16 protein-coding genes are annotated in these 20980 nt (G+C 62.9%); 6 read left to right on the top strand and 10 right to left on the bottom strand.

The features are described from left to right. The first annotated feature begins 214 nt into the window (after positions 1–214). From HX851_RS13395 to HX851_RS13385, 3 genes are all read left to right on the top strand, one after another. Positions 215–1606, top strand: coding sequence for a GntP family permease (locus HX851_RS13395; RefSeq protein ID WP_177059996.1), 1392 nt, complete (start codon positions 215–217; stop codon positions 1604–1606). A gap of 10 nt (positions 1607–1616) precedes the next feature. Continuing rightward, a complete protein-coding gene (hbdH, locus tag HX851_RS13390; protein ID WP_177059998.1) occupies positions 1617–2387 on the top strand; it encodes a 3-hydroxybutyrate dehydrogenase in 771 nt (256 codons plus the stop codon). A 163-nt stretch (positions 2388–2550) separates the two neighbouring features. Beyond that, positions 2551–4506 (top strand): acetoacetate--CoA ligase, encoded by a 1956-nt coding sequence (locus HX851_RS13385; protein ID WP_177065647.1) that lies wholly within the window; start codon positions 2551–2553, stop codon positions 4504–4506. 54 nt (positions 4507–4560) lie between these two features. Here HX851_RS13385 and HX851_RS13380 read toward each other — a convergent pair whose 3' ends face one another. The 9 genes from HX851_RS13380 to HX851_RS13340 form a co-directional block, all read right to left on the bottom strand. After that, on the bottom strand, positions 4561–5181 hold the full coding sequence (locus HX851_RS13380) for a hypothetical protein (RefSeq protein ID WP_177065645.1): 621 nt from the start codon (positions 5179–5181) through the stop codon (positions 4561–4563). Between the two features lie 105 nt (positions 5182–5286). Then, positions 5287–6570 carry an NHL repeat-containing protein gene (locus HX851_RS13375; protein WP_177060004.1) on the bottom strand — a complete coding sequence of 428 codons (1284 nt, stop codon included), beginning with the start codon at positions 6568–6570 and terminating at the stop codon, positions 5287–5289. Between the two features lie 177 nt (positions 6571–6747). Continuing rightward, on the bottom strand, positions 6748–7686 hold the full coding sequence (ctlX, locus tag HX851_RS13370) for a citrulline utilization hydrolase CtlX (protein ID WP_177065643.1): 939 nt from the start codon (positions 7684–7686) through the stop codon (positions 6748–6750). Positions 7687–7895: 209 nt separating this feature from the next. After that, positions 7896–8375, bottom strand: a complete 480-nt coding sequence (locus HX851_RS13365; RefSeq protein ID WP_177060008.1) for an Lrp/AsnC family transcriptional regulator — start codon at positions 8373–8375, stop codon at positions 7896–7898. 399 nt (positions 8376–8774) lie between these two features. Then, on the bottom strand, positions 8775–10385 hold the full coding sequence (locus tag HX851_RS13360; protein ID WP_177060010.1) for a GMC family oxidoreductase: 1611 nt from the start codon (positions 10383–10385) through the stop codon (positions 8775–8777). Between the two features lie 76 nt (positions 10386–10461). Further along, on the bottom strand, positions 10462–11679 hold the full coding sequence (locus HX851_RS13355) for a mandelate racemase/muconate lactonizing enzyme family protein (RefSeq protein WP_177060012.1): 1218 nt from the start codon (positions 11677–11679) through the stop codon (positions 10462–10464). Between the two features lies 1 nt (position 11680). After that, positions 11681–12985: an MFS transporter gene (locus tag HX851_RS13350; protein ID WP_177060014.1), complete on the bottom strand. Its 1305-nt coding sequence runs from the start codon at positions 12983–12985 to the stop codon at positions 11681–11683. 87 nt (positions 12986–13072) lie between these two features. Beyond that, positions 13073–14497 (bottom strand): aldehyde dehydrogenase, encoded by a 1425-nt coding sequence (aldA, locus tag HX851_RS13345; protein WP_177060016.1) that lies wholly within the window; start codon positions 14495–14497, stop codon positions 13073–13075. A 223-nt stretch (positions 14498–14720) separates the two neighbouring features. Then, a complete protein-coding gene (locus HX851_RS13340; RefSeq protein ID WP_177060018.1) occupies positions 14721–15665 on the bottom strand; it encodes a LysR substrate-binding domain-containing protein in 945 nt (314 codons plus the stop codon). A 435-nt stretch (positions 15666–16100) separates the two neighbouring features. Between HX851_RS13340 and HX851_RS13335 the strand changes: the two genes are divergently transcribed. After that, complete coding sequence (locus HX851_RS13335) at positions 16101–17336, top strand: MFS transporter (protein ID WP_177065641.1); 1236 nt, start codon at positions 16101–16103, stop codon at positions 17334–17336. On the opposite strand, the gene HX851_RS13330 is transcribed toward HX851_RS13335, so the two are convergent. Further along, positions 17280–18188 (bottom strand): LysR family transcriptional regulator, encoded by a 909-nt coding sequence (locus tag HX851_RS13330; RefSeq protein ID WP_177060022.1) that lies wholly within the window; start codon positions 18186–18188, stop codon positions 17280–17282. The two genes, HX851_RS13335 and HX851_RS13330, sit on opposite strands and share 57 nt — an antisense overlap. 141 nt (positions 18189–18329) lie before the next feature. Between HX851_RS13330 and HX851_RS13325 the strand changes: the two genes are divergently transcribed. Together HX851_RS13325 and HX851_RS13320 are read left to right on the top strand one after the other, a co-directional pair. Continuing rightward, positions 18330–19211, top strand: a complete 882-nt coding sequence (locus HX851_RS13325; protein ID WP_177060024.1) for a HalD/BesD family halogenase — start codon at positions 18330–18332, stop codon at positions 19209–19211. Positions 19212–19419: 208 nt separating this feature from the next. After that, complete coding sequence (locus HX851_RS13320) at positions 19420–20643, top strand: M24 family metallopeptidase (protein ID WP_177060026.1); 1224 nt, start codon at positions 19420–19422, stop codon at positions 20641–20643. The last annotated feature ends 337 nt before the right edge of the window (positions 20644–20980 follow it).

The following is a 20980-nucleotide window of genomic DNA, read 5'->3' as shown; positions in this document are numbered from 1 at the left end:
AAGCCCACTCCTACACAGGCCCGCTTCCTGATCGGGTAGCTTCAGGATAAATTCCCGAGAAGAAAAGTCTCCATTCAGAGACAATCGCAAGAAAACCTTCTGTAAAAAACAAAAATAGCCTTTGATTTCAACATGTTAGCCTTGTGGCACGAAACTCGCTAATCCCACTGGAGATTCAGACCTAACCTACAAAAATAACAATTGGAGACACACCATGAGTGTGATCATCGCCCTCGCGGCGCTGGCGCTGCTGATGCTGGCCGCCTACCGTGGCTACAGCGTCATTCTGTTTGCCCCCATCGCCGCCCTCGGCGCCGTCCTGCTGACCGATCCTTCCGCCGTCGCCCCCGCCTTCACCGGGGTGTTCATGGAAAAAATGGTCGGCTTCATCAAGCTCTACTTCCCGGTCTTCCTGCTCGGCGCGGTATTCGGCAAGCTGATCGAGCTGTCCGGGTTCTCCCGCTCCATCGTCGCCGCCGCCATCCGCCTGCTCGGCACCCGCCAGGCGATGCTGGTGATCGTGCTGGTCTGCGCCCTGCTGACCTACGGCGGCGTCTCGCTGTTCGTGGTGGTGTTCGCGGTCTATCCGTTCGCCGCCGAGATGTTCCGCCAGAGCAATATTCCCAAGCGCCTGATCCCGGCGACCATCGCCCTCGGCGCGTTCTCCTTCACCATGGACGCCCTGCCCGGCACCCCACAGATCCAGAACATCATCCCCAGCACCTTCTTCAACACCACCGCCTGGGCCGCACCCTGGCTGGGCGTGATCGGTACGGTATTCGTGTTCTGCGCCGGCATGCTGTTCCTGCAACGCCAGCGCAACAAGGCCCAGCGCGCCGGTGAAGGTTATGGCACCGAGCTGCGCAACGAACCGGAAACGGCAGAGGACATCCGCCTGCCCAATCCCTGGGTCGCCCTCTCGCCGCTGCTGCTGGTGGGCATCATGAACCTGCTGTTCACCCACTGGATTCCCCTCTGGTACGGCAAGACCCACAGCCTCAGCCTGCCGGGCATGGCCGCGCCGGTGCAGACCGAGATCGCCAAGCTCACCGCCATCTGGGCGGTCCAGGCGGCCTTGCTGGTGGGCATCATCATGGTGCTGGCGTTCGGTTTCCGGGCGATTCGCGGCAAGCTCGCCGAAGGCAGCAAGAGCGCGGTCGGCGGCGCCCTGCTGGCGGCGATGAACACGGCTTCGGAATACGGCTTCGGCGCGGTCATCGCCTCGTTGCCGGGCTTCCTGGTGCTGGCCGACTGGCTCAAGAGCATTCCCAACCCGCTGGTCAACGAAGCCATTACCGTGACCCTGCTGGCCGGGATCACCGGCTCCGCCTCGGGCGGTATGAGCATCGCCCTGGCGGCCATGGCCGACAGCTTCATCAGCGCCGCCCATGCCGCCAATATTCCCCTGGAAGTCCTGCACCGGGTCGCGGCCATGGCCAGCGGCGGCATGGACACCCTGCCCCACAACGGCGCGGTGATTACCCTGCTGGCGGTGACCGGGCTGACCCACCGCGAAGCCTACAAGGATATTTTCTGCATTACGCTGATCAAGACCCTGGCGGTCTTCGTGGTGATCGCCACGTTCTACGCCACCGGCATTGTCTGAGGAATCGACTATGAGTCTCAAAGGAAAAACCGCACTGGTCACCGGCTCCACCAGCGGCATAGGACTGGGCATTGCCCTGAGCCTGGCCAAGGCGGGGGCCAACCTGGTCCTCAATGGCTTCGGCGATGCCAGCGCGGTGATTGCCGAGGTGCAACAGTTCGGCGGCCGGGTCGGCCATCACCCGGCCGATGTCAGCGATCCGGCGCAGATCGCCGACATGCTCGCCTATGCCGAACGGGAGTTCGGTGGGGTCGATATCCTCGTCAACAACGCCGGCATCCAGCATGTGGCGGCGGTGGAGGACTTTCCGGTGGAACGCTGGGATTCGATCATTGCGATCAACCTGTCCTCGGTGTTTCACAGCACCCGCCTGGCCCTGCCGGGCATGCGTACCCGTGGCTGGGGGCGGATCGTCAATATCGCCTCGGTGCATGGCCAGGTCGGCTCCGTGGGCAAGGCCGCCTATGTCGCGGCCAAACACGGCGTGATCGGCCTGACCAAGGTGGTCGGCCTGGAAACCGCCACCAGCAATGTCACCTGCAATGCCATCTGTCCGGGCTGGGTGTTGACGCCGCTGGTGCAGAAGCAGATCGACGACCGCGCGGCCAGCGGCGTTGATCCCCAGCAAGCGCAGCACGATCTGCTGGCGGAGAAACAACCGTCGCTGGAGTTCGTCACACCACCGCAACTGGGTGAACTGGTACTGTTCCTCTGCAGCGAGGCCGGTAGCCAGGTACGCGGCGCGGCCTGGAATATCGATGGCGGTTGGTTGGCGCAATAGTTGCTGGCCTTAAGATCGTTCCCACGCTCCAGCGTGGGAACGCCTCCCTGGACGCTCCGCGTCCGCCCGTGTGACGCAGAGCGTCACGGGCTGCATGCCCACGCAGAGCGTGGGAACGATCAGTCTCCAGGTTCGGTTTTAAACACAATAAAAAGGGGACCCCATGTCAGAAGTCCTGTGGCGCCCAAGTGCAGAGCGCATCGGCAAGACCCGGATCGAAGCCTTCCGGCGCTTCGTCAATCACCGTCACGACCTGCGGATCGCCGATTACCCGGCCCTGCACCGCTTCAGCATCGAGCGCCGGGAAGCCTTCTGGCAAGCCATCGTCGACTTCTTCGATGTCGAGTTCCAGACGCCGGCCGAGGCCGTCCTGGTCGAAGGTGAGCAGATGCCCAGCGCCCGCTGGTTCCCGGGCGCGACCCTGAACTTCGCCGAGCACCTGCTGCGGCGCCGCGACAATCATCTGGCAGTGGTCGCGGTCAGCGAAGACGGCCGCCGGGAAACCCTCAGCCACGCCGAGCTGGCCGCCCATGTCGCCGGCTTGCAACAGCAACTGCGGGTCGCCGGTGTCGGCATCGGCGACCGGGTCGCGGCGTGCATGCCGAACACCTGGCAAACCCTGGTGGCGATGCTCGCCACCACCAGCCTCGGGGCAATCTGGTCCTGCTCCTCGCCAGACTTCGGCACCCAGGGCGTGATCGACCGCTTCGGCCAGATCGAACCCAAGGTCCTGATCGCCTGCGCCGGCTACCGCTATGCCGGCAAGGAGCTCGACCAGACCGCCAAGCTCAATGAAATCCTCGAGCGCCTGCCGTCGTTGCAGCAGTTGCTGATCGTGCCCTATGCCCGCGCGCAGACGCGCGCCGAGGAATTCACGACCGATGCCAGGGTGAGCCTGTGGAACGACTTCTACCGGGCCGGCGGCGAACCGTATTTCGTCCCGGTGCCCTTTGCCCACCCGCTGTACATCCTCTACTCCAGCGGCACCACCGGGGTGCCGAAATGCATCATCCACAGCACCGGCGGCGTACTGCTGCAGCACCTCAAGGAACATGGCCTGCATGTCGACCTGGGCCGCGACGATTGCCTGTTCTACTACACCACCTGCGGCTGGATGATGTGGAACTGGCTCGTCTCGGGGCTGGCGGTCGGGGCCACGCTGGTGCTGTATGACGGCTCGCCATTTCACCCCGGTCCGCAGCGCCTGCTCGACCTGATCGACAGCGAAGGCATCAGTGTCTTCGGCACCAGCCCCAAATACCTGGCCGCCCTGGAAGAAGCCGGGCTCAGCCCGCGGCACAGCCACCAACTGGCCCGTCTGAAAACCCTGCTCTCGACCGGCTCGCCGCTGTCGCCCCACAGCTACGACTACGTCTATCGCGAAATCAAGGCCGAGCTGTGCCTGTCATCGATGTCCGGCGGCACCGATATCGTCTCGTGCTTTGTCAGTGGCAACCCGGTGCTGCCGGTCACCCGTGGCGAAATGCAGTGCAAGAGCCTGGGCATGGCCGTCGAGGTGTGGGACGACAACCGTCGGCCGCTGCGCGGTGAAAAGGGCGAACTGGTCTGCACCCGGCACTTTCCGGCGATGCCGGTGGGCCTGTGGAACGACCCACGGCAGGAAAAACTCAAGGCCTCCTACTTCAGCCAATTTCCCGGAGTCTGGGCTCAGGGCGACTACGCCGAGGAACTCGAAAGCGGCAGCCTGATGATCCACGGGCGCTCCGATGCCGTGCTCAATCCTGGCGGCGTGCGCATCGGCACGGCGGAAATCTACCGGCAGGTGGAAAAGGTCGAGTCGGTGCTGGAAAGCCTGGCCATCGGTCAGCAATGGCAGGGTGACGTGCGAGTGGTGCTGTTCGTACGCCTGCACGAGGGCGTGGTGCTGGATGACGCGCTGGAACAGCAGATCCGCCAGGTGATCCGCGCCAACACCACGCCGCGTCATGTCCCGGCCAAGATCCTCGCGGTGACGGATATTCCCCGGACCCTCAGCGGCAAGATCGTCGAACTGGCGGTACGCAACGTGGTGCACGGACGGCCGGTGAAAAACACCGACGCCCTGGCCAATCCCGAGGCGCTGGAGCAGTTCCGTGATCGCCCGGAATTGCGCGAGTGAACAGGATCGCCAACGGTAGCTGCCATATGGCAGCTACCGAGGAACAGCTATCGGTCAGGCGGCTCGCGATGAGCGTTCCTCTTCCTCCGAAAGCCGCTCATCGATAGCCTCACGCTGATACTCATCCAGCTCTGCCAGCATCCGCTTCCGCCGCTGGCGCCCACGCCAGTACTGGTAGCCGTAGGTGCCACACGCGGCAAAGAAACCCAGCACACCCAAGGACAGCAGACCGACCACGATCCAGACAGCCACGGCAATCAGCAGCGCCTTGTAGTTGAACCCGGTCAGGCCGAAAAACTTGTCCATTGCATCGGCATCTTTCAGTATCCAGCTTTTACCGGCGCTATGATTGACCAGTGCACTGTACACCAACTTGCTGGCGTCAAGATCCGCCACCATGACCATGCTGACACGCTGCCCCGCACGCAGGGGAATATCGTACCCGACAAGCTTGATATCCTTTTCCTGCCCTGAATCCTCCCGGATCCAGAACTCATGATTGATGATACTGGTGGACTGAATGCGCACCGGCCGGACATTGCCACCATGCTCGCCGATATGCCCCCCGCCGCCGCTGGAAGAGACTTGGGTCTGGCTGAATTTTTCGCTGTCCAGGACCTCCCCGACCGTATAACCAAAACTCAGGGTTTTCTTGCCATGGGTGAATCCGGTCATCTAGCGTCCTTGATGTCTTTCACGTCGGTCGAAATGGAAATGTGCGGAATGTCCGTAGCAGCGAAATGCTACTTAATAGCCACTATCCTGTCCACATCACCCGAGTCAGCCCCGGTAGCGCATCACCACTGCCTGGAAGGTACCGAACAGTGAATGGCCGGCCACCAGGATCCGCCGGTCGCCCTGCAAGGCGAGCGCCGTGACCGTGTCCAGGCTCTTGCCCAGGTGGGTGCGTACCCAGCCCTTGCCGGCGGCGAAATCGCGGTCAAGTTGCCCGTCCGGCTGATAACGCGCCAGCACCAGGTCCGAGCCGAATCCCGCCACCGTCGAACCGGCGGCGAGGATGGTGCCGTCGGACTGCACCGCGACCGCCGCCCATTGGCTGGCGGGGGCCTCGATTTCCAGCAGCACGGCCTCGCCCCCATTGAAACGCCGATCGAGGCCGCCACTGGTGGTAAAACCCTGTAGCGCGCCGCCCAGCGGGTCGAAACGATTGCCCACGCAGAGCAGTTGGCCCTGGGTGCCACGGGCCAGTTGCGTGACCATCGAACTGGCGCCGGCAAATCGCACGGACAAATATCCCTCGTCGCCAAAGGCCGGATCCAGCCGGCCATCGGGCAGGTAGCGGACAACCAAACCACTGGACGGAAAATCGATCGAGCCGCCCACCAGGATCTTGCCATCGGGCTGGACCTGCACACAGCTGAGCCAGGTGTTCAGCAGAAGGTGCCGCACCACCACAAAACCATGGCCGTTGAAAGCAGGGTCAAGGGCACCGTCCGGTTCCAGTCGCACCAGCAGGCCGACATGATCGGCACAGACATAGCTGTGATTGAGGGTCAGCAGGATCTTGCCGTCCGCCTGGATGCTGCCGGAACAACTCTCCACGCCCGGCAAGCCTGGCGGCAACCAGCCGTCACGGGGGCCCTCGGACAGGTTGCCGGGCAGGCGCAACACCTGGATACCCTGGTCGCCGAACTGCGGATCGAGCCGTCCGTTGGCGAGAAATCGCGCCACGGCCGGCAAGGTCCGGTGGGCATCCAGATAATGCAGGCCAAAGACCAGGATGCGCCCGTCGTGCAGCCGGCGCAGGCTGATACCGGCTGACTCGCCCCCGGCTTCGAAACGACCGACCAGGCTGCCGTCCTCGCCGAACGCGCCGTCCATCGAGCCGTCGCTGTTGAGACGCGCCAGGCCGAAGAACGCACCTTCGGCGAAGTCCACCTTGGCCACCACGAGGATCTTGCCGTCGGGGCAGAACACCACGTCATTGGCCTGGCTCGACAGGCTGCCGGGAAACCGCACCAATGCCTTGCCCGAGCAACCGAACCCCGGATCGAGCTCACCCGCCGGGCTGACCCGATAACCTCGTAACGCTTGCAGCAGCATCGACGGATTCCTCCATGAAAGGGGCGTCGCCTGCGACCGTAGTGCCCGCGCGACCTGCCCGCTATTCAATCCATCGAGGTTGCACCACACAACTGTCATAAATAACAGGTTTTGCGTTTTACCGTGCCATTTCACTGACTTTACGGACCTTATTCACCCCCCTCGAACAATAAAGGATCATCGGGCACACTCCACGGCGAATTGACGCCTGGCCAGGAACACCTCGGCCAACATGCAACGGGCGCTGCCGCCGCCGATGCGCTCGATGGTGTCGATATTCACAGGCAAGGGCGTGGCATGGCGTTCGATCTGTCGGCGCTGGCCGGCATCCAGCGAGCGCCAGGCCGTACGCGACATCACCAGCAGCGGCTCACCCCGACGGTTGTGCACTTCGAGCATATTGCCGGCGAAGGACTCCAACTGTTCCCAGTCCAGTGTCAGGAGCTCCTTGCCACTGGTTTCCAGGCGCTGGCGCAGACCCTCGCGCTCGGCCTCGTCAGCGAGTGCCCGCAGGCAGATCAGGGCCAGGCGGCGACCGACACTCATCATCACGTTGGTGTGGTAGATCGGCACGCCGCCACGATCCACCGCGTGGAAGCCGCAGAGCTGATAGCCGAGCTGGTCGACCACCTGCCGCAGGGCCCGGGCATGGGTCCGGGTCGAGTAGCCGGCGTAACAGATTCGCTGCTCGCGATCGAAGACCATGCTGCCGGTGCCTTCAAGGTACAGGCCCTGACGCTCCAGATCGGAGAAGTCCACGAGACGCTCGACCTGGTGATGCTCGCGCAGCCAGTCGAGGACACCCTTGTGGCGTTCCAGCCGGCGGTTCTCGCCCTGCATCGGATAGATCACCAGGGTGCCGTCGGGATGGCTGCTCCAGCAGTTGTTGGGGAAAATCGAATCCGGGGTATGAGGCAAGGCGCGGTCGTTGTGCACCAGCACCTCGACATCCTGCGCTCGCAGTGCCGTGACATAGGCGTCGAACTCCTCGAGGGCCAGGCGCTGGACGTTTTCATCGGCCCGGGCCTGATGCTGGAAACGATTGTTGGCGGCGGTGTTCGGGTTGAAGGAAAAGCTCGCCGGGCGAATCATCAAAACAGTGTGGGTGGTCTGCATGGGCGCGGGATCAATGAGGGATCGAGGTGCCCATTGTCTGTCTGGTCGAGGGGAAAACCCGGTTGAGTAAGCCAGTGGCGGGTGCTGGAAATGGCTGAAAGGTTTGCCGCGACCAGCAGAATCGGCGAGTTCGGCCATAGCCTGTGGTCCAGGGCAGCAGCGCGGGCGGCGGCGAGCGGGCAGGCCCGCCGCCCCCCCTGGCGCAGCGGTTATTCCATGGACGCCTTGACCGTCGCCAGCTCGGGATGGCTGACCAGCTTGTCGATATGCAGTTCCGGATCCTCGAGCCAGGTCTCGGTCAGTACCCGGTAGTGCTCCATGTCCCGGCAGCGCATGCGCAGGCTGTAGTCGAACGCTCCACTGAGCAGGCGGCACTCGAGTACGTGCGGGCAGGCCCGGGTCTTGGCTTCGAAGGCCTTTTGCGCCGCCCGCCCGCTCTGGTTCGACAGCGCCACCAGCACCAGCAGCGACAAGCCCGGCGAGAGTTTCTTCTCGTCGAGAATCGCCCCGTAGCCACGAATCACGCCCAGTTGCTCCAGCTTGCGCACCCGCTCCAGGCAGGGCCTGGGGGTCAGGTGCACGCGCTCGGAGAGTTTCTGATAGGTGATGCGCCCGTCGTGGCGCAGCACCTCGATAATTGCCTGGTCGATGCGATCCAGTACGATCGACAGGTCACGAATATCCGCCATGAATGGCTTGCCTCACTTCAAACGACCAGAAAGAAACGGTTGCGCAGGCTCGGGGATCTCGGCGACCCAGATCCATCTCATGCGCCACCCTTGGCATTGTACGGCGTTCCTCGGGCAGTGCCTAAATCACTTTCAGCCGCTGGCCTACCGGCACGGGGGCACGCCAGCATGCCAATTCACGGGCTGTGATGGTTATCGTTGCGGGGCGCGAGGGGCTGGGCAGCAGACTCTGTGGTTTGAGGATTGGGGTCGGGGGCGTCTGTAGATGGGCGTGGCCGATGGCCTCTTCGCGGGCAAGCCCGCTCCCACAGGAGGGACGTCGCTCACAACATGAGTGAGCGACACAGATTTTGTGGGAGCGGGCTTGCCCGCGAAGGGGCCGGCACTGACGCCCTTGACTCAGGCGTCTTCCAGGATCAGGTCGGCCCCCTTTTCCGCCACCATCAGCACCGCCGCATGGGTATTGCCCGAGGTCACATTCGGGAAGATCGACGCATCGACAATCCGCAACCCCTGCATGCCATGCACCTTCAGGCGCTTGTCGACCACCGAGAGCTGCGGGTCCGAGCCCATGGCGCAGGAACCGCACAGATGGTAGATCGAGCCGCTGTTCTCGCGGAAGTACTCGAGCATGCCGGCGTCATCATTGACTGCCTTGCCGGGCAACACCTCGTCCACGGTAATCGCGCGGATCGATGGCGCCTGCATGATCTTGCGGATCAGCCGGCTGCCCTGCAGCACTTCGTCGATATCCTTTTCGGTGCTCAGGTAGTTCGGGTCGATCAGCGCCGCGTCCGCCGGGTTCTTCGAGGCGATCCGGATGCTGCCGCGACTGGTCGGCCGGCACGGGTTGAAGCACAGCAGGAAGCCCGAATAGGGCTCCGGCTTGAGGCTGGCCTTGTTGTTCTTCGGAATCTGGTACGACAGCGGGTTGAAGTACATCTGCAGGTTGGGATGCGCCTGCTCCACATTGCCGCGAAAGAACCCGCCGGCCTGGTTGACGCTCATCGACAGGGCGCCCTTGCGGGTCAGCAGGTATTGCAGGCCCAGCTTCAATTGCCCGAACAGCGAGCTCAGTTCGTCGTTGAGGGTCGGGATATTGGCCTTGTAGTAGTAGCTGACACACAGGTGATCCTGTAGGTTCTGCCCCACCGCCGGCAGGTGCTTGACCACCGGTATCTGGTGGCTGCCGAGGAACTTCTGCTCGCCCACTCCGGACAGTTGCAGGATCTTCGGCGTATCCACCGCGCCCGCGCAGAGGATCACTTCCTTGTTGGCCTTGAACGTCCGTGCCACGCCATGCTGGGTGATGGAGATGCCGGTGGCCCGCAGGTCGTCGTCGAACAGCACCCGGTCCACCAGGGCATGGTGCTCGATGCTCAGGTTCGGCCGCCCCAGGGCCGGGTGCAGGTGTTCGAAGCTGCTGGAGCTGCGCTGACCGTTGCGGGTGTTGACGTCATACACGCCCGCCCCTTCGAACTTCGGTCCGTTGAAGTCGTCGCTGCGCTGATAGCCCAGCTCGTCGCAGCCCTTGAGGAACACATCGCAGATCGGGTGCGTATACCCCTGCATAGGCGTAATGCTGATCGGACCGCTGCCACCGTGGTACTCGGTGTCGCCCAGCGGATGGTTTTCCAGCTTGCGGAAATACGGCAGCACATCCTTGAATGACCAGCCGTCATTGCCGTTGGCCGCCCAGTCGTCGAAGTCATGGGCCTGGCCACGGACATAGACCATGGCATTGATCGAACCCGAACCGCCCTGCACCTTGCCCCGTGGTGCGTAGATCCGGCGATTGCCCAACTGCTTCTGGGGCTGGCTGTAGTACATCCAGTTGAAGGTCGGGTTGTAATACATTTTGGCGAAGCCCACCGGGATCTTGAACCACAGTGAACTGTCCTTGCCGCCGGCTTCCAGCAGCAGCACCGTGAACTTCCCGGAGGCCGAGAGCCGGTTGGCGAGAATGCAGCCGGCGGCGCCGGCGCCAGCGATGATGTAGTCGTATGTCATGCACGGTTACCGCGTCAGTCGTTGAAGGCACTCTTGGGGTGCCATGCCCCGCCCTCTCCGAGGGCGGGAGGGTGGTTCAGCCCCTGGCGGGCGAGGTGTCTTTCACATCCGCGGGCGTGGGCGCCATTTGCAGGTGCAGGCGCTCGCCGGTGTACGGCGTGTGCTTGCGGACCACGTCCATGTTCAGTTCGACGCCCAGCCCCGGCTCGGTGGACGGAATAATGTAGCCGTCCTCCCATTGCAACGGCCTGGTCAGCACTTCGGCATGGAAACCGCCCCAGGTCATGATGCTTTCCTGGATCAGGAAGTTCGGCGTGCAGGTCGCCAGCTGGAAGCTCGCCGCCGCGCCGATCGGACCGTTGTAGAGGTGCGGGGCGATCTGCGCGTAATAAGCCTCGGCCATACTGGCGATCTTCTTGGCTTCCAGCAGCCCGCCGCAGCGCGCCACGTTCATTTGCAGGATCGACGCACCGCCGGCCTGCAGCAGCTTGAAGAACTCGTACTTGGTGGTCAGCCGCTCGCCGGTCGCGATGGGGATGCTGGTCTTGGCCGCCACTTGCGCCATGGCGTCCTCCTGGCCCGGCGGTACCGGCTCTTCGAACCACAGCGGATCGTACTTCTCCAGGCGTTTGGCCAGGCGGATCGCCGAGGACGGCACCATCTGCCCGTGGGTACCGAACAGCAGGTCGCACTTGTCACCCACCGCTTCACGGATCTTGCGGCAGAAGGTCTCGCAGCGCTCCAGCACTTCCAGGGAAATCTGGTGGCCGGAGTAGGCGGTGTAGGGGCCGGCCGGGTCGAACTTCACCGCGGTGAAGCCTTTGTTCATGTTCTCGATGGCACACTCGGCCGCCAGGTCCGGGTCGTCGTAGTCGTACTCGCCCTTGCTGTTGACCGGATAGAGATAGGTGTAGGAACGCAGCCGCTCGTTGACCTTGCCACCCAGCAGTTCATAGACCGGCTTGTTCGCCGCCTTGCCGATGATGTCCCAGCAGGCCATTTCCAGGCCGCTGACCACGCCCATCATGGTCAGGTCCGGACGCTGGGTGAAACCGCTGGAGTAGGCCTGGCGGAAGAAGCGCTCGATATGGTGCGGGTCCTGGTCGAGCAGGTAGCGTTCGAACACATCCTCGATGATCGGTAGCATGGCCTTGGGGCCGAAGGTGGCGGCGTAGATCTCGCCCACGCCTTCGATGCCGCAGTCGGTCTTGAGTTTGACGAACAGCCAGTACATGCCACCGATGTGCGGTGGCGGTACGGCGACGATATGGGTTTCAAGGGCGACGATTTTCATCTCAGGCACCTGTCCGGTTATGAGTTTTACGATTGATGCGGGCACGCAGGGTCAGGGCCGCGAGCGTGCCGAGCAGGCCGATAAAGGCGATGTAGCCGAAATAGAGGTTGTAACCGACCGCACCGGGATAGGTTTCGGTGAGGTAGCCGTTGATCAGTGGGATAAAGGTGTCGGGCAGGTAACCCACTACCGAGACGATGCCGATGGCCAGGCCGGTGATCCGCAGCGGGATGTTGCAGCTGTCGAGGATCGCCCAGTACAGGCCGCGAATGGCATAGGTCATCAGGCCGATGAAGATCACCGTACCAATCAACAGGCCCAGGCTGCCCAGGGCCGGAAACACGATCAGGCCGACCATCGCCAGGGTCACCAGCACCAGCGCGACGATCAGCACCGAGATATTCGAGAACTTGTCCCCCAGCCAGCCGCCGCCGATACCACCGATGGGGCGCATCCACAGCTTGATCGTGGTGATGGTGCCCGCCATGACCGCGGTCATGCCGCCACCCTGCAGGTAATCGGAGAAGCTGTAGGTGGCCCAGAACATGTGATAGCCGCAAAACACGATGGCGGTGACCAGCCACAGTTCGGGGATCTTCACCAGGGTCAGCAGGTCGCCGAGCAGGTTGTGGGGTTGATTGTCCACTTCGGCGGCTTTCGCCTCGAGGGACTTGGGGTCCTTGAGCAACACCAGCACACAGCCGATGGCGATACAGGTGAAGGAATACAGGTACACCACCTGCTTGAAGCCCTCGCCCGTCGACTCGCCACGTGTCTCGGTGGCGTAGGCGAACAGTCCCAGGGCGACGGTCGCCAGCAGGGCTTCCACCAGCCCGCGCCCGCCATCGAGGATCCCGAAGAAACGGCCCTGCTCGGTATGGTGGGCGATCATCTTCACCCGCTTGAGCACCGAGGCCCAGAACGTCAGACCGGTGGTCAGGCCCCAGCAACCGAAGATGATCATCAGGCCGGTCAGCGACGGTACGGTGGAATACCACAGGCCCAGGGCGCCGGTGGCGACCAGTGAGAAGAAGATCAGGAAGCGCGGTGGCAGGCGGTCCGCCAGCCAGCCGCTGGGCAGGTAGCTGAGCAGGAAAATGGTGCCGAGCATCGAGTACAGGTAGCCCAGCTCGCTGTGGTTGATATGGAACACTTCCAGCATGGTGGTCTGGTAGACCTGACGCAGGTAGAGGATCGGGTAGATCGCCCCGGCGGCCAGCACCAGCAACATCAATTGGAAGTAACGGCTGCCCTTGTCGCTTTTCGCGGACACGGCACCGGCATGAACAGCTGCAGGCTTGGACATGAAGAAGACCTCGGGCCACCCGGCACAATCCGGGCGCCCCTCTCTATCGATTGTTGTTATTGGAATAGCGTGTCGCGGTGTTGCCGATCAGTACTTCATGACCACCAGGCGGGTCTGGGTGAATTCGAGCATGCCGTGCTTGCCGTCGTCACCGCCCAGCCCCGAGCGTTTCCAGCCGGCGTGGAAGCCCTGGTAGGGGTCCGCCGGGGTGCGGTTGACGTACAGCTCGCCGGACTCGATGGCATTCGCCACTTTCATCGCCGTGCGGTAGTTCTCGGTATAGAGCACCGACGACAGGCCGAACTGGTGATCGTTGGCCATGGCCAGCGCTTCGTCGATATCGCGGTACTTGAGCACCGGCAGCACCGGGCCGAAGATTTCTTCCTGGACGATTTCCATGTCCTGGCGGCAACCGCTGAGCAGGGTCGGCGGGTAGAAATGCCCCGCGCCTTGAGGAATCACCCCGCCGGTTTCCAGCACTGCGCCATCGGCCACGGCCCGCTCGACCATGGCGTGGATGTTGTGCCGTGAGGCGGCGTTGACCAGCGGCCCCATCAGGCTGGCGTCCGTGGCCCGGTCACCGGACTTCACCGCACTGATCTTCTCTTTCAGCAGTGCCAGGAAACGGTCATGCACGCTCTCCTGAACATAGACCCGTTCCACCGCCGTGCACAGTTGCCCGCAGTGGGTGGTCTTGGAGGCGACAATGGCACTGGCGGCCTGTTCCAGGTCGGCATCGGCCTCGATGATCGCCGGGGTCTTGCCGCCCAGTTCCAGGGACGGCTTGGCGATATTGGCCTTGCAGTAATCGAGCACGATGCGCCCGGCGTTGACGCTGCCGGTCAGGGTGATCAGGCCCACGGCCTTGTGGGTGCAGACGCTGGCGGCGGTGCCGTGGTCCATGGTGAGGATATTCACCACGCCGGCCGGCATCCCCGATTGCTCCACGGCCCGGGCGATTTCGAACGCCGAGATCGGCGTGTTGTTGCTCGGCCGCACCACCACGGTGTTGCCGGCGATCAGCGCCGGGGCGATCTTGCGCAGCAGGGTATAGACCGGGTAGTTGAATGGAATCAGCGCGGCGACGACGCCAATCGGCTCGCGTTGCAGGAACAGGTTTTCGTCCGGGGTGTCGCTGGGAATGATCTCGCCTTCGATACGGCGGGCCCATTCGGCGTGGTAACGGGTGATCTGCGCCGCGTAGCGGGCCTCATTGCTGGCATCGGCCAGGCTTTTCCCGGACTCGGCCGCCAGGGCCTGGCCGATGGTGTCGGCACGGGCGTCAAGGGCATCGGCAAAGGCCCGCAGGTGCTCGGCACGCTGGATACTGGTGAGCTTGCCCCAGGCCTTCTGGGCGATGGCGGCGGCGTCGACGGCCTGGATCGCTTCCGCGGGGGTGGCGGCAGGCACGTGACCGACCAGGGTTTCGGTCGCCGGGTTGTAGACCGCGATCGATGCGGTGCCGGCAGGATCGACAAACTGGCCGTTAACAAAGTTGCGCTGGATGGGCATGTACTGGTTCTCGTACTTTTCTTATCGGAGATGCCAGCAGTCTTGTCATCCGGCACAGGATGAACAAACGATTAATTCAGGTGCAAAACATTCGAAAAATGCAGGTTACCGCCAGACGTGTAGGAGCTGGCTTGCCGGCGATGAACGATCACGCGGTGTAACGGATGCACCGCGGCGCCTGCATCGCCGGCAAGCCGGCTCCTACAAGGTCCGCGTCACGCCTTCAGATAGCGGGCATGATCGCCGCCGTGGACGGCTCCAGCTGTCGCCGCGCCAGCTCCAGCTCGTCCTGCAGCCATTGGTTGAACAGCTGTACCTGGGGGATCTGCGTCTGCTCCGGGCGCGTGACCAGCCAGTAGGACTGGTGCCCGTCGACATGCACGTTAAGCACCTGGGTCAACTGCCCGCAGGCCAGTTCGCCGGCCACCATGTGCCAATCGGCGATGGTGATGCCCAGGCCATCGATCGCCGCATGGATCGCCAGGTCCAGCAGGTCGAACTCATAGCCGCTGAGGGTGTCGACGCCGCTGATCCGCGCCGCGTCCAGCCAGTGCTTCCAGGTCAGGTAACGCTGGTCCTCCTTGGCCAGTACATGCAGCAGGGTCAGACGATTGAGATCGATCTCCTGTCCACCCATTTCCCGCGCGTACAGGCTCGGCGAACACACCGCGATATGCCGCTCGTGCATCAGCAACGAGCTGTCCAGGCCGTCCCATTCGCCGTCACCGAAACGAATCGCGCAATCGAGGGTACTGGTCTCGGCCAGGCTGTCCTGCAGGCGGGTGGTGATGCTCAGTTCCAGCCCCGGATGTTGCTGGCGCAGACGCCCGAGACGCGGTAGCAGCCAGCGACTGGTAAAGGTCGGCGGTGCATTGATGCGCAGGCGGTTGGCGTGGTTCTTCTCCTGGATACCGCGCACGGTCATCTCGATCTTGTCGAAAGACTGATGCAGCGCGCGCAGCAGGACCCGGCCGGCACTGGTCAGTTCGAGGTGGTGATGGCGCCGCTCCAGCAGGCTCTCACCCAGTTGCTCCTCAAGCTGGCGAACCTGGCGACTGACCGCACTCTGGGTGACGTTCAGCAGTTCGGCCGCACGGGTGAAACTGCCGGTGCTACCGGCCACTTCGAAGGCTTTGAGCGCGTTGAGCGCGGGCATTTTGCGTTTCAAGGAAGACACTCACCATGGGCCGGACTGCCCTAAGCATGGCATGGGGCCAGGGCGAGTAACATTCCTTTTTCGCTGATCGTCCTACAAAAAACAACAGCGTCCCTACCACGAAACATGGCTGAACACGATCCGCAGGAGCCGGCTTGCCGGCGATAGCAACGGTGAATACAACATCGTAATCGCCAGCAAGCCGGCGCCTACAAGTTACCTGGCTCAAGGTCGTTTTTGCAGGAAAATTGTCGCAAGAAGATAAATAGCAAGAGTATTTCGCACAGCCCCCATGAGTATTCAGCACTGGCTGTTTGCAACTTGTAAAAGGTACGCTGATCGACAACTCGACAGACAACAAGCTCATGCACTTGCATAGGGCGAAATTCAAACTTTCGCCCCATCCTGTTGCAATAAGCAAACAACTAATTTTTCTCGGAGCCGATAATGACAACTCATAAAAACACTCCGACAAGGTCCCTCGCCCTGCTCGCTTTTATATTCACTGCCTGTAATGCCACCACCCATGGCTTCAGTATCTTTCTCTATTCGGCGTTATTACCCGAGATTCGCCAACACTTCGCCCTGAGCTACAGCCAGGCCGCGGCCATCGCCGCCCTGCTGCAACTCTTCTATATGGGAGCCTCGATTGCCAGCGGGCTGGCGGCCGCCTGGATCAGCCCGCGCAACATGGTGCGCCTGACCATGCTGCTCAGCCCCCTGTTGCTGGCACTGGCCGTGGCGACACCACGGGTGCTGCCCTTCGCCCTGTGCCTGGCACTGGTGTCGGCCTGCGCGGTGTCCAACTGGAATGCGATCGCCGCCCTGGCCGGCGAGCTTGTACCCGCCAGTCACCGCAGTCGGATACTGGGCCTGGCCTCCTCCGGCGCGGCCTTTGCGATCTGCCTCAACGGGCTGCTGATCGCCCTGCTGCAGGGCATTTCCCTGCAGCATTTCTGGCTGATCTGCGCCGGCCTGACGCTATTGGTCACAGCCCTCACCTGCTGGACCCTGACCTCTGCGGGGCAACCCGCGACGCCGCGCGCCATTGCCACGCCCTCGTTCAGGCAGGTGTTCCGGCAGTGGCTGCGGCTGTGCCTGGAACAACCGGTCGCGGTGCATATCCTGCTACTCAGCGCCTTTATCGGCAGCATCAGCGGACCGTTTCTCAACTTTCTCTCGGCCTTTGTCACCGAACGCCTGGGCGCCGGGCCACAGACCACCGGCTCGCTCTGGACCCTGATCGGCGCCTGCGGGGCGCTGGGCGGACTGCTGCTGGGCTCGCTTGCCGACCGCTGGGGAGTCCTGCGGGTCATGGCCATCAGCATCGGTGCCTTCGGCCTGGCCATGCTGGCATTGCTGCTGCATCCGGCGTTGGTCCTGGCCTGGCTGGCCGCCGGCCTGTTCGCGCTGTTCTACTTCCCGGTCTGGGGCCTGATGGCCGCCTACCTCAGCGCCCGGCTGAGCCCGGTGCACAGCCTGCAGGTGGTCAGCCTGAGCATGGTCGGTTACGGCCTGGGCAGCGCCAGCGCCAACGCCCTCAATGGCCTGCTGTTGCAGGCCAGCGGCTCATTTGCCGTGATCCATGCCTGGATCGCCGGCTGGATCGTTGCCAGCCTGCTGTTGCTACAGACCATGGCCCGCCATCAGCGGCACCGCACGCCCCTCGCCGAAGCGGTCTGAATCGCGCAACCGGCGGCAGAGAATCGCCACCAGCGCATCCAGTTCCGGGTCCTGGCCGTCCGTCGCCCGCCAGAGCATCAACCGCGCCGGTTCGATGGGCGGAAAGCCCTCCCCCTCATCCAACATTCGCCAGCCCGGCGGCACCAGCCGCCGCGCCGTCACCCCGACCATGCCGCCACCGTCGATGGCAACGCCGATCCCCCGCGGACTCTGGCTGGTATAGACCACATGCCAGGGCCGCCCGGCCTCGGCCAGGGCGTCGATGGCATTGGCCCTGAAGGCACAGCCCTCGGCATAAACCGCCAGCGGCACCGACTCGTCGCGCCCCGGCGCCCAACCCTCGCGGGTGACCCAGGCCAGCGGCTCGTCACAAAGGAATTCGCCCGGTTGCAGTTGCGCGTGCTGCACACCGAGCACCAGGTCCAGTTCGCCGCGCTGCAGACGACCGACCAGGGCCACGGACATTTCGCAGCAGATATCCGGACGGATCTTCGGAAAGTGCTCGCGAAAGTCGCGCAATACCCCGGCCAGGCAGTACTGCGCATAGTCCTCGGGCATCCCGACATGAATGCAGCCGCCCTCGCCCGGCAGATGCGCGGCATTGATCGCCTCGTTGTGCAGCTTGAGGATGCGCCGCGCGTAGATCAGGAAGGTCTCGCCGCTGGGGGTCAGGCTGACGCTACGGCTGGTGCGATAGACCAGCGGCGTGCCCACCACCTCCTCCAGGCGCTGCAGGCTCTGGCTGACCGTCGACTGGGTCTTGTGCAGGCGTTCGGCTGCCGCGGAAAAGCCCTTGCACTCGATAATCGCGACAAAGACCTTGAGCAAACTTCCATCCAGATGACCTGACATAACTATCGCGCCTGCCGATGGATTCGATCGGAAGTGATCATTTCTATTACGCCCCTATTTAAGTAACTATCAATCCAACGCCGCAACAACTTTGACCTTGTACTGGCGAATAAATGATTACTTCAATCAGGGGAGCGTGACATGAGCCTTCAACTTGCCGATGCCGAAGTCGGTGATATCAGCGATATCGTCAACACCGAACTGTACCCCATACATGATTCGGGCCATGTTCAACTACAGGCCCTGATCGAGCACGCCAGGGCCGAACTGGCCATCGATGGTTGCTGCCTGCTGAAGAACTTCCTGCGTCCCGAAGTACTGGAACAGGCTCGCAGCGAGGGCCAGGCGCTGTCGGACAAGACCTTTTATTCCGTGCGCAAGGTCAACGCCTACTTCACCGAGGACGATCCGTCGCTGCCTGAAGAGGATCCGCGTCGCACCTTCATGGAGCGCACCAGCGGCTTCGTGACCCGCGACATGATCGCCCCGGACGCGATCATCCACCGCCTCTACGTCTCGCCGATGATGAAACGGTTCATCGGCGCCTGCCTCGACGAACCGGAGATTTTCGAATACGCCGACCCGTTCGCCGGCCTGGTGATCAATGTGATGCCCACCGGTACCGAGCAACCCTGGCACTTCGATACCAACGAATTCATCGTCAGCATGATGACCCAGAAACCCGAGGCCGGCGGCCTGTTCGAGTACGCGCCGATGATCCGCTCGCGCTCGGCGGAAAACCTCGGGGCCGTGGGCAAGGTGGTGCGGGGTGAAGACCGCAGCCGGGTGCAGGAACTGGAACTCAATCCCGGCGACCTGCAGATATTCAAGGGGCGCTTTTCGGTCCACCGCGTGACCCGCGTCGAAGGCGCCATCGAGCGCAACACGGCGATTTTCGCCTACTCGGAAAAGCCCGGGATCATCGGCCGCGCCCAGCGCACCAAGCAACTCTACGGGCGCCTCTCCGAAGCCCACCTGCAAGCCGAACGCAACCTGGTGCGCAGCGACCAGTTGCTCGACTGAACCTCTCCACCCGATACGCACGGCTCTTGTAGGAGCCTGGCTTGTGTAGGAGCTGGCTTGCCAGCGATGAGGCCATTCAGTCTTGCGCCGTCCATCCGGACGCCATCGCCGGCAAGCCAGGCTCCTACAGGTTGTGTGCGCCCAAAAAACACTGCTGTGCCCATAAGAACTTATTTCCATCAGTGACCGATATCAGCGAGGAACACCCATGAGTCTTTCCGGCCCCAACCGCAACCCAGCCGACTGCGAACCCAGCGCCGCCGAGATCCAGCAGATCCAGCTGGACCGCCTGCAGCGGGTGCGCAACGAACTGAAGAAACGTGACTACGCCGCCTGCGTGCTGTTCGACCCGACCCACATGCGCTACGCCACCGGCTCGCGCAACATGCAGGTGTACTCGGCGCGCAACCCGGCCCGCTATGCCTTTATCCCGGCGGAAGGCCCGGTGGTGGTGTTCGAGTTCGGCGGCTGCCTGCACCTGGCGCAGCAGCTCAATACCGTCGACGAGGTACGCCCGGCCAAGGCCATCTCCTATTACTTCTGCGACAGTTTCCTGAGCAATGTCACCGCGGACTGGGCCGCTGAAATCGACGATCTGGTGAAGCAATGCGGCGGTGGCAAGCGCATCGCCATCGAAAGCGCCACGTCGGCAGCGGCCTTCGAGTTGCAGCGCCTCGGCTACCAGGTGTTCGACGCCCAGGAACCACTGGAGCGCGCCCGCTGCATCAAGGTTCCGAACGAGCTGAAGATGATCCGCGCCAGCCTGCGGGCAACCGAAGCCGGGGTGCGGCTGATGGAAAGCAAGCTGCGTCCCGGCATCAGCGAGAACGAACTCTGGTCGCACCTGCACCAGCATGTGATCGCCACCGACGGCGACTATGTGGAAACCCGCCTGTTGTCCTCCGGCCCACGGACCAATCCCTGGTTCCAGGAATGCAGTACCCGCCCCATCGAGGCCGGCGACCTGGTGGCCCTGGATACCGATGTGGTGGGCCGCTTCGGCTACTACGCCGACTTCTCGCGGACCTTCCTCTGCGGCGAACAGGCGGCCACGGCCAGGCAGCAGGAACTGTACAAGCTGGCCTACGAACAGGTGCAGACCAACATGGAAATGCTCAAGGCCGGGCGCAGTTTCAAGGAGTACGCCGAGCTGGCCTGGAAGATTCCGCAGAACTACAAGGCCAACCGTTATTTCGCCCTGGTGCACGGGGTTGGCATGACCGGTGAATACCCTTACGTGGTGCATCGCGAGGACATCGACTCGCTGGGCTACGACGGTGTGTTCGAGGCCGGCATGACCATCTGCGTGGAAAGCTATATCGGCCACGACGAAGGCGGTGAAGGGGTCAAGCTCGAAGAGCAGATTTATATCCACGAGAACGGTATCGAGCTGCTTTCGGACTACCCGTTCGATCCGCGCCTGATGCCGTAGGACCACCGCAGGACCTGCAGGAGCCGGCAAGCCGGCTCCTGCAGGGGACCGTGTACAACAGGCGGGAGCGTGTCTACGTCGGGGGAGCAATCAGTAATATGCGTTTTAGGAATCATCCTGCGCTGAATTTATCGTTTGTTCATCCCGGGCCAGATGACAAAACTGCGGGCATCTCAAATAAAAACAACATGAGAGCCGCGCCATGTCCTACCTCACGTCCTGCCTCCTGATTTCTTTGCGCTTTGTTCTGCTGCCGTCGTTTTGTCTGTCCGGTCACGGCTTCGATCCTGACCGCCAGCGCTGACCGCACCGCCTTTTCCCGCAGTCAGCCCTACAC

Origin of the sequence: Pseudomonas gingeri, assembly GCF_013385635.1 — a bacterium.
GTDB lineage: Bacteria > Pseudomonadota > Gammaproteobacteria > Pseudomonadales > Pseudomonadaceae > Aquipseudomonas > Aquipseudomonas gingeri_A.
This window is presented reverse-complemented; position numbering and strand designations above follow the sequence as displayed.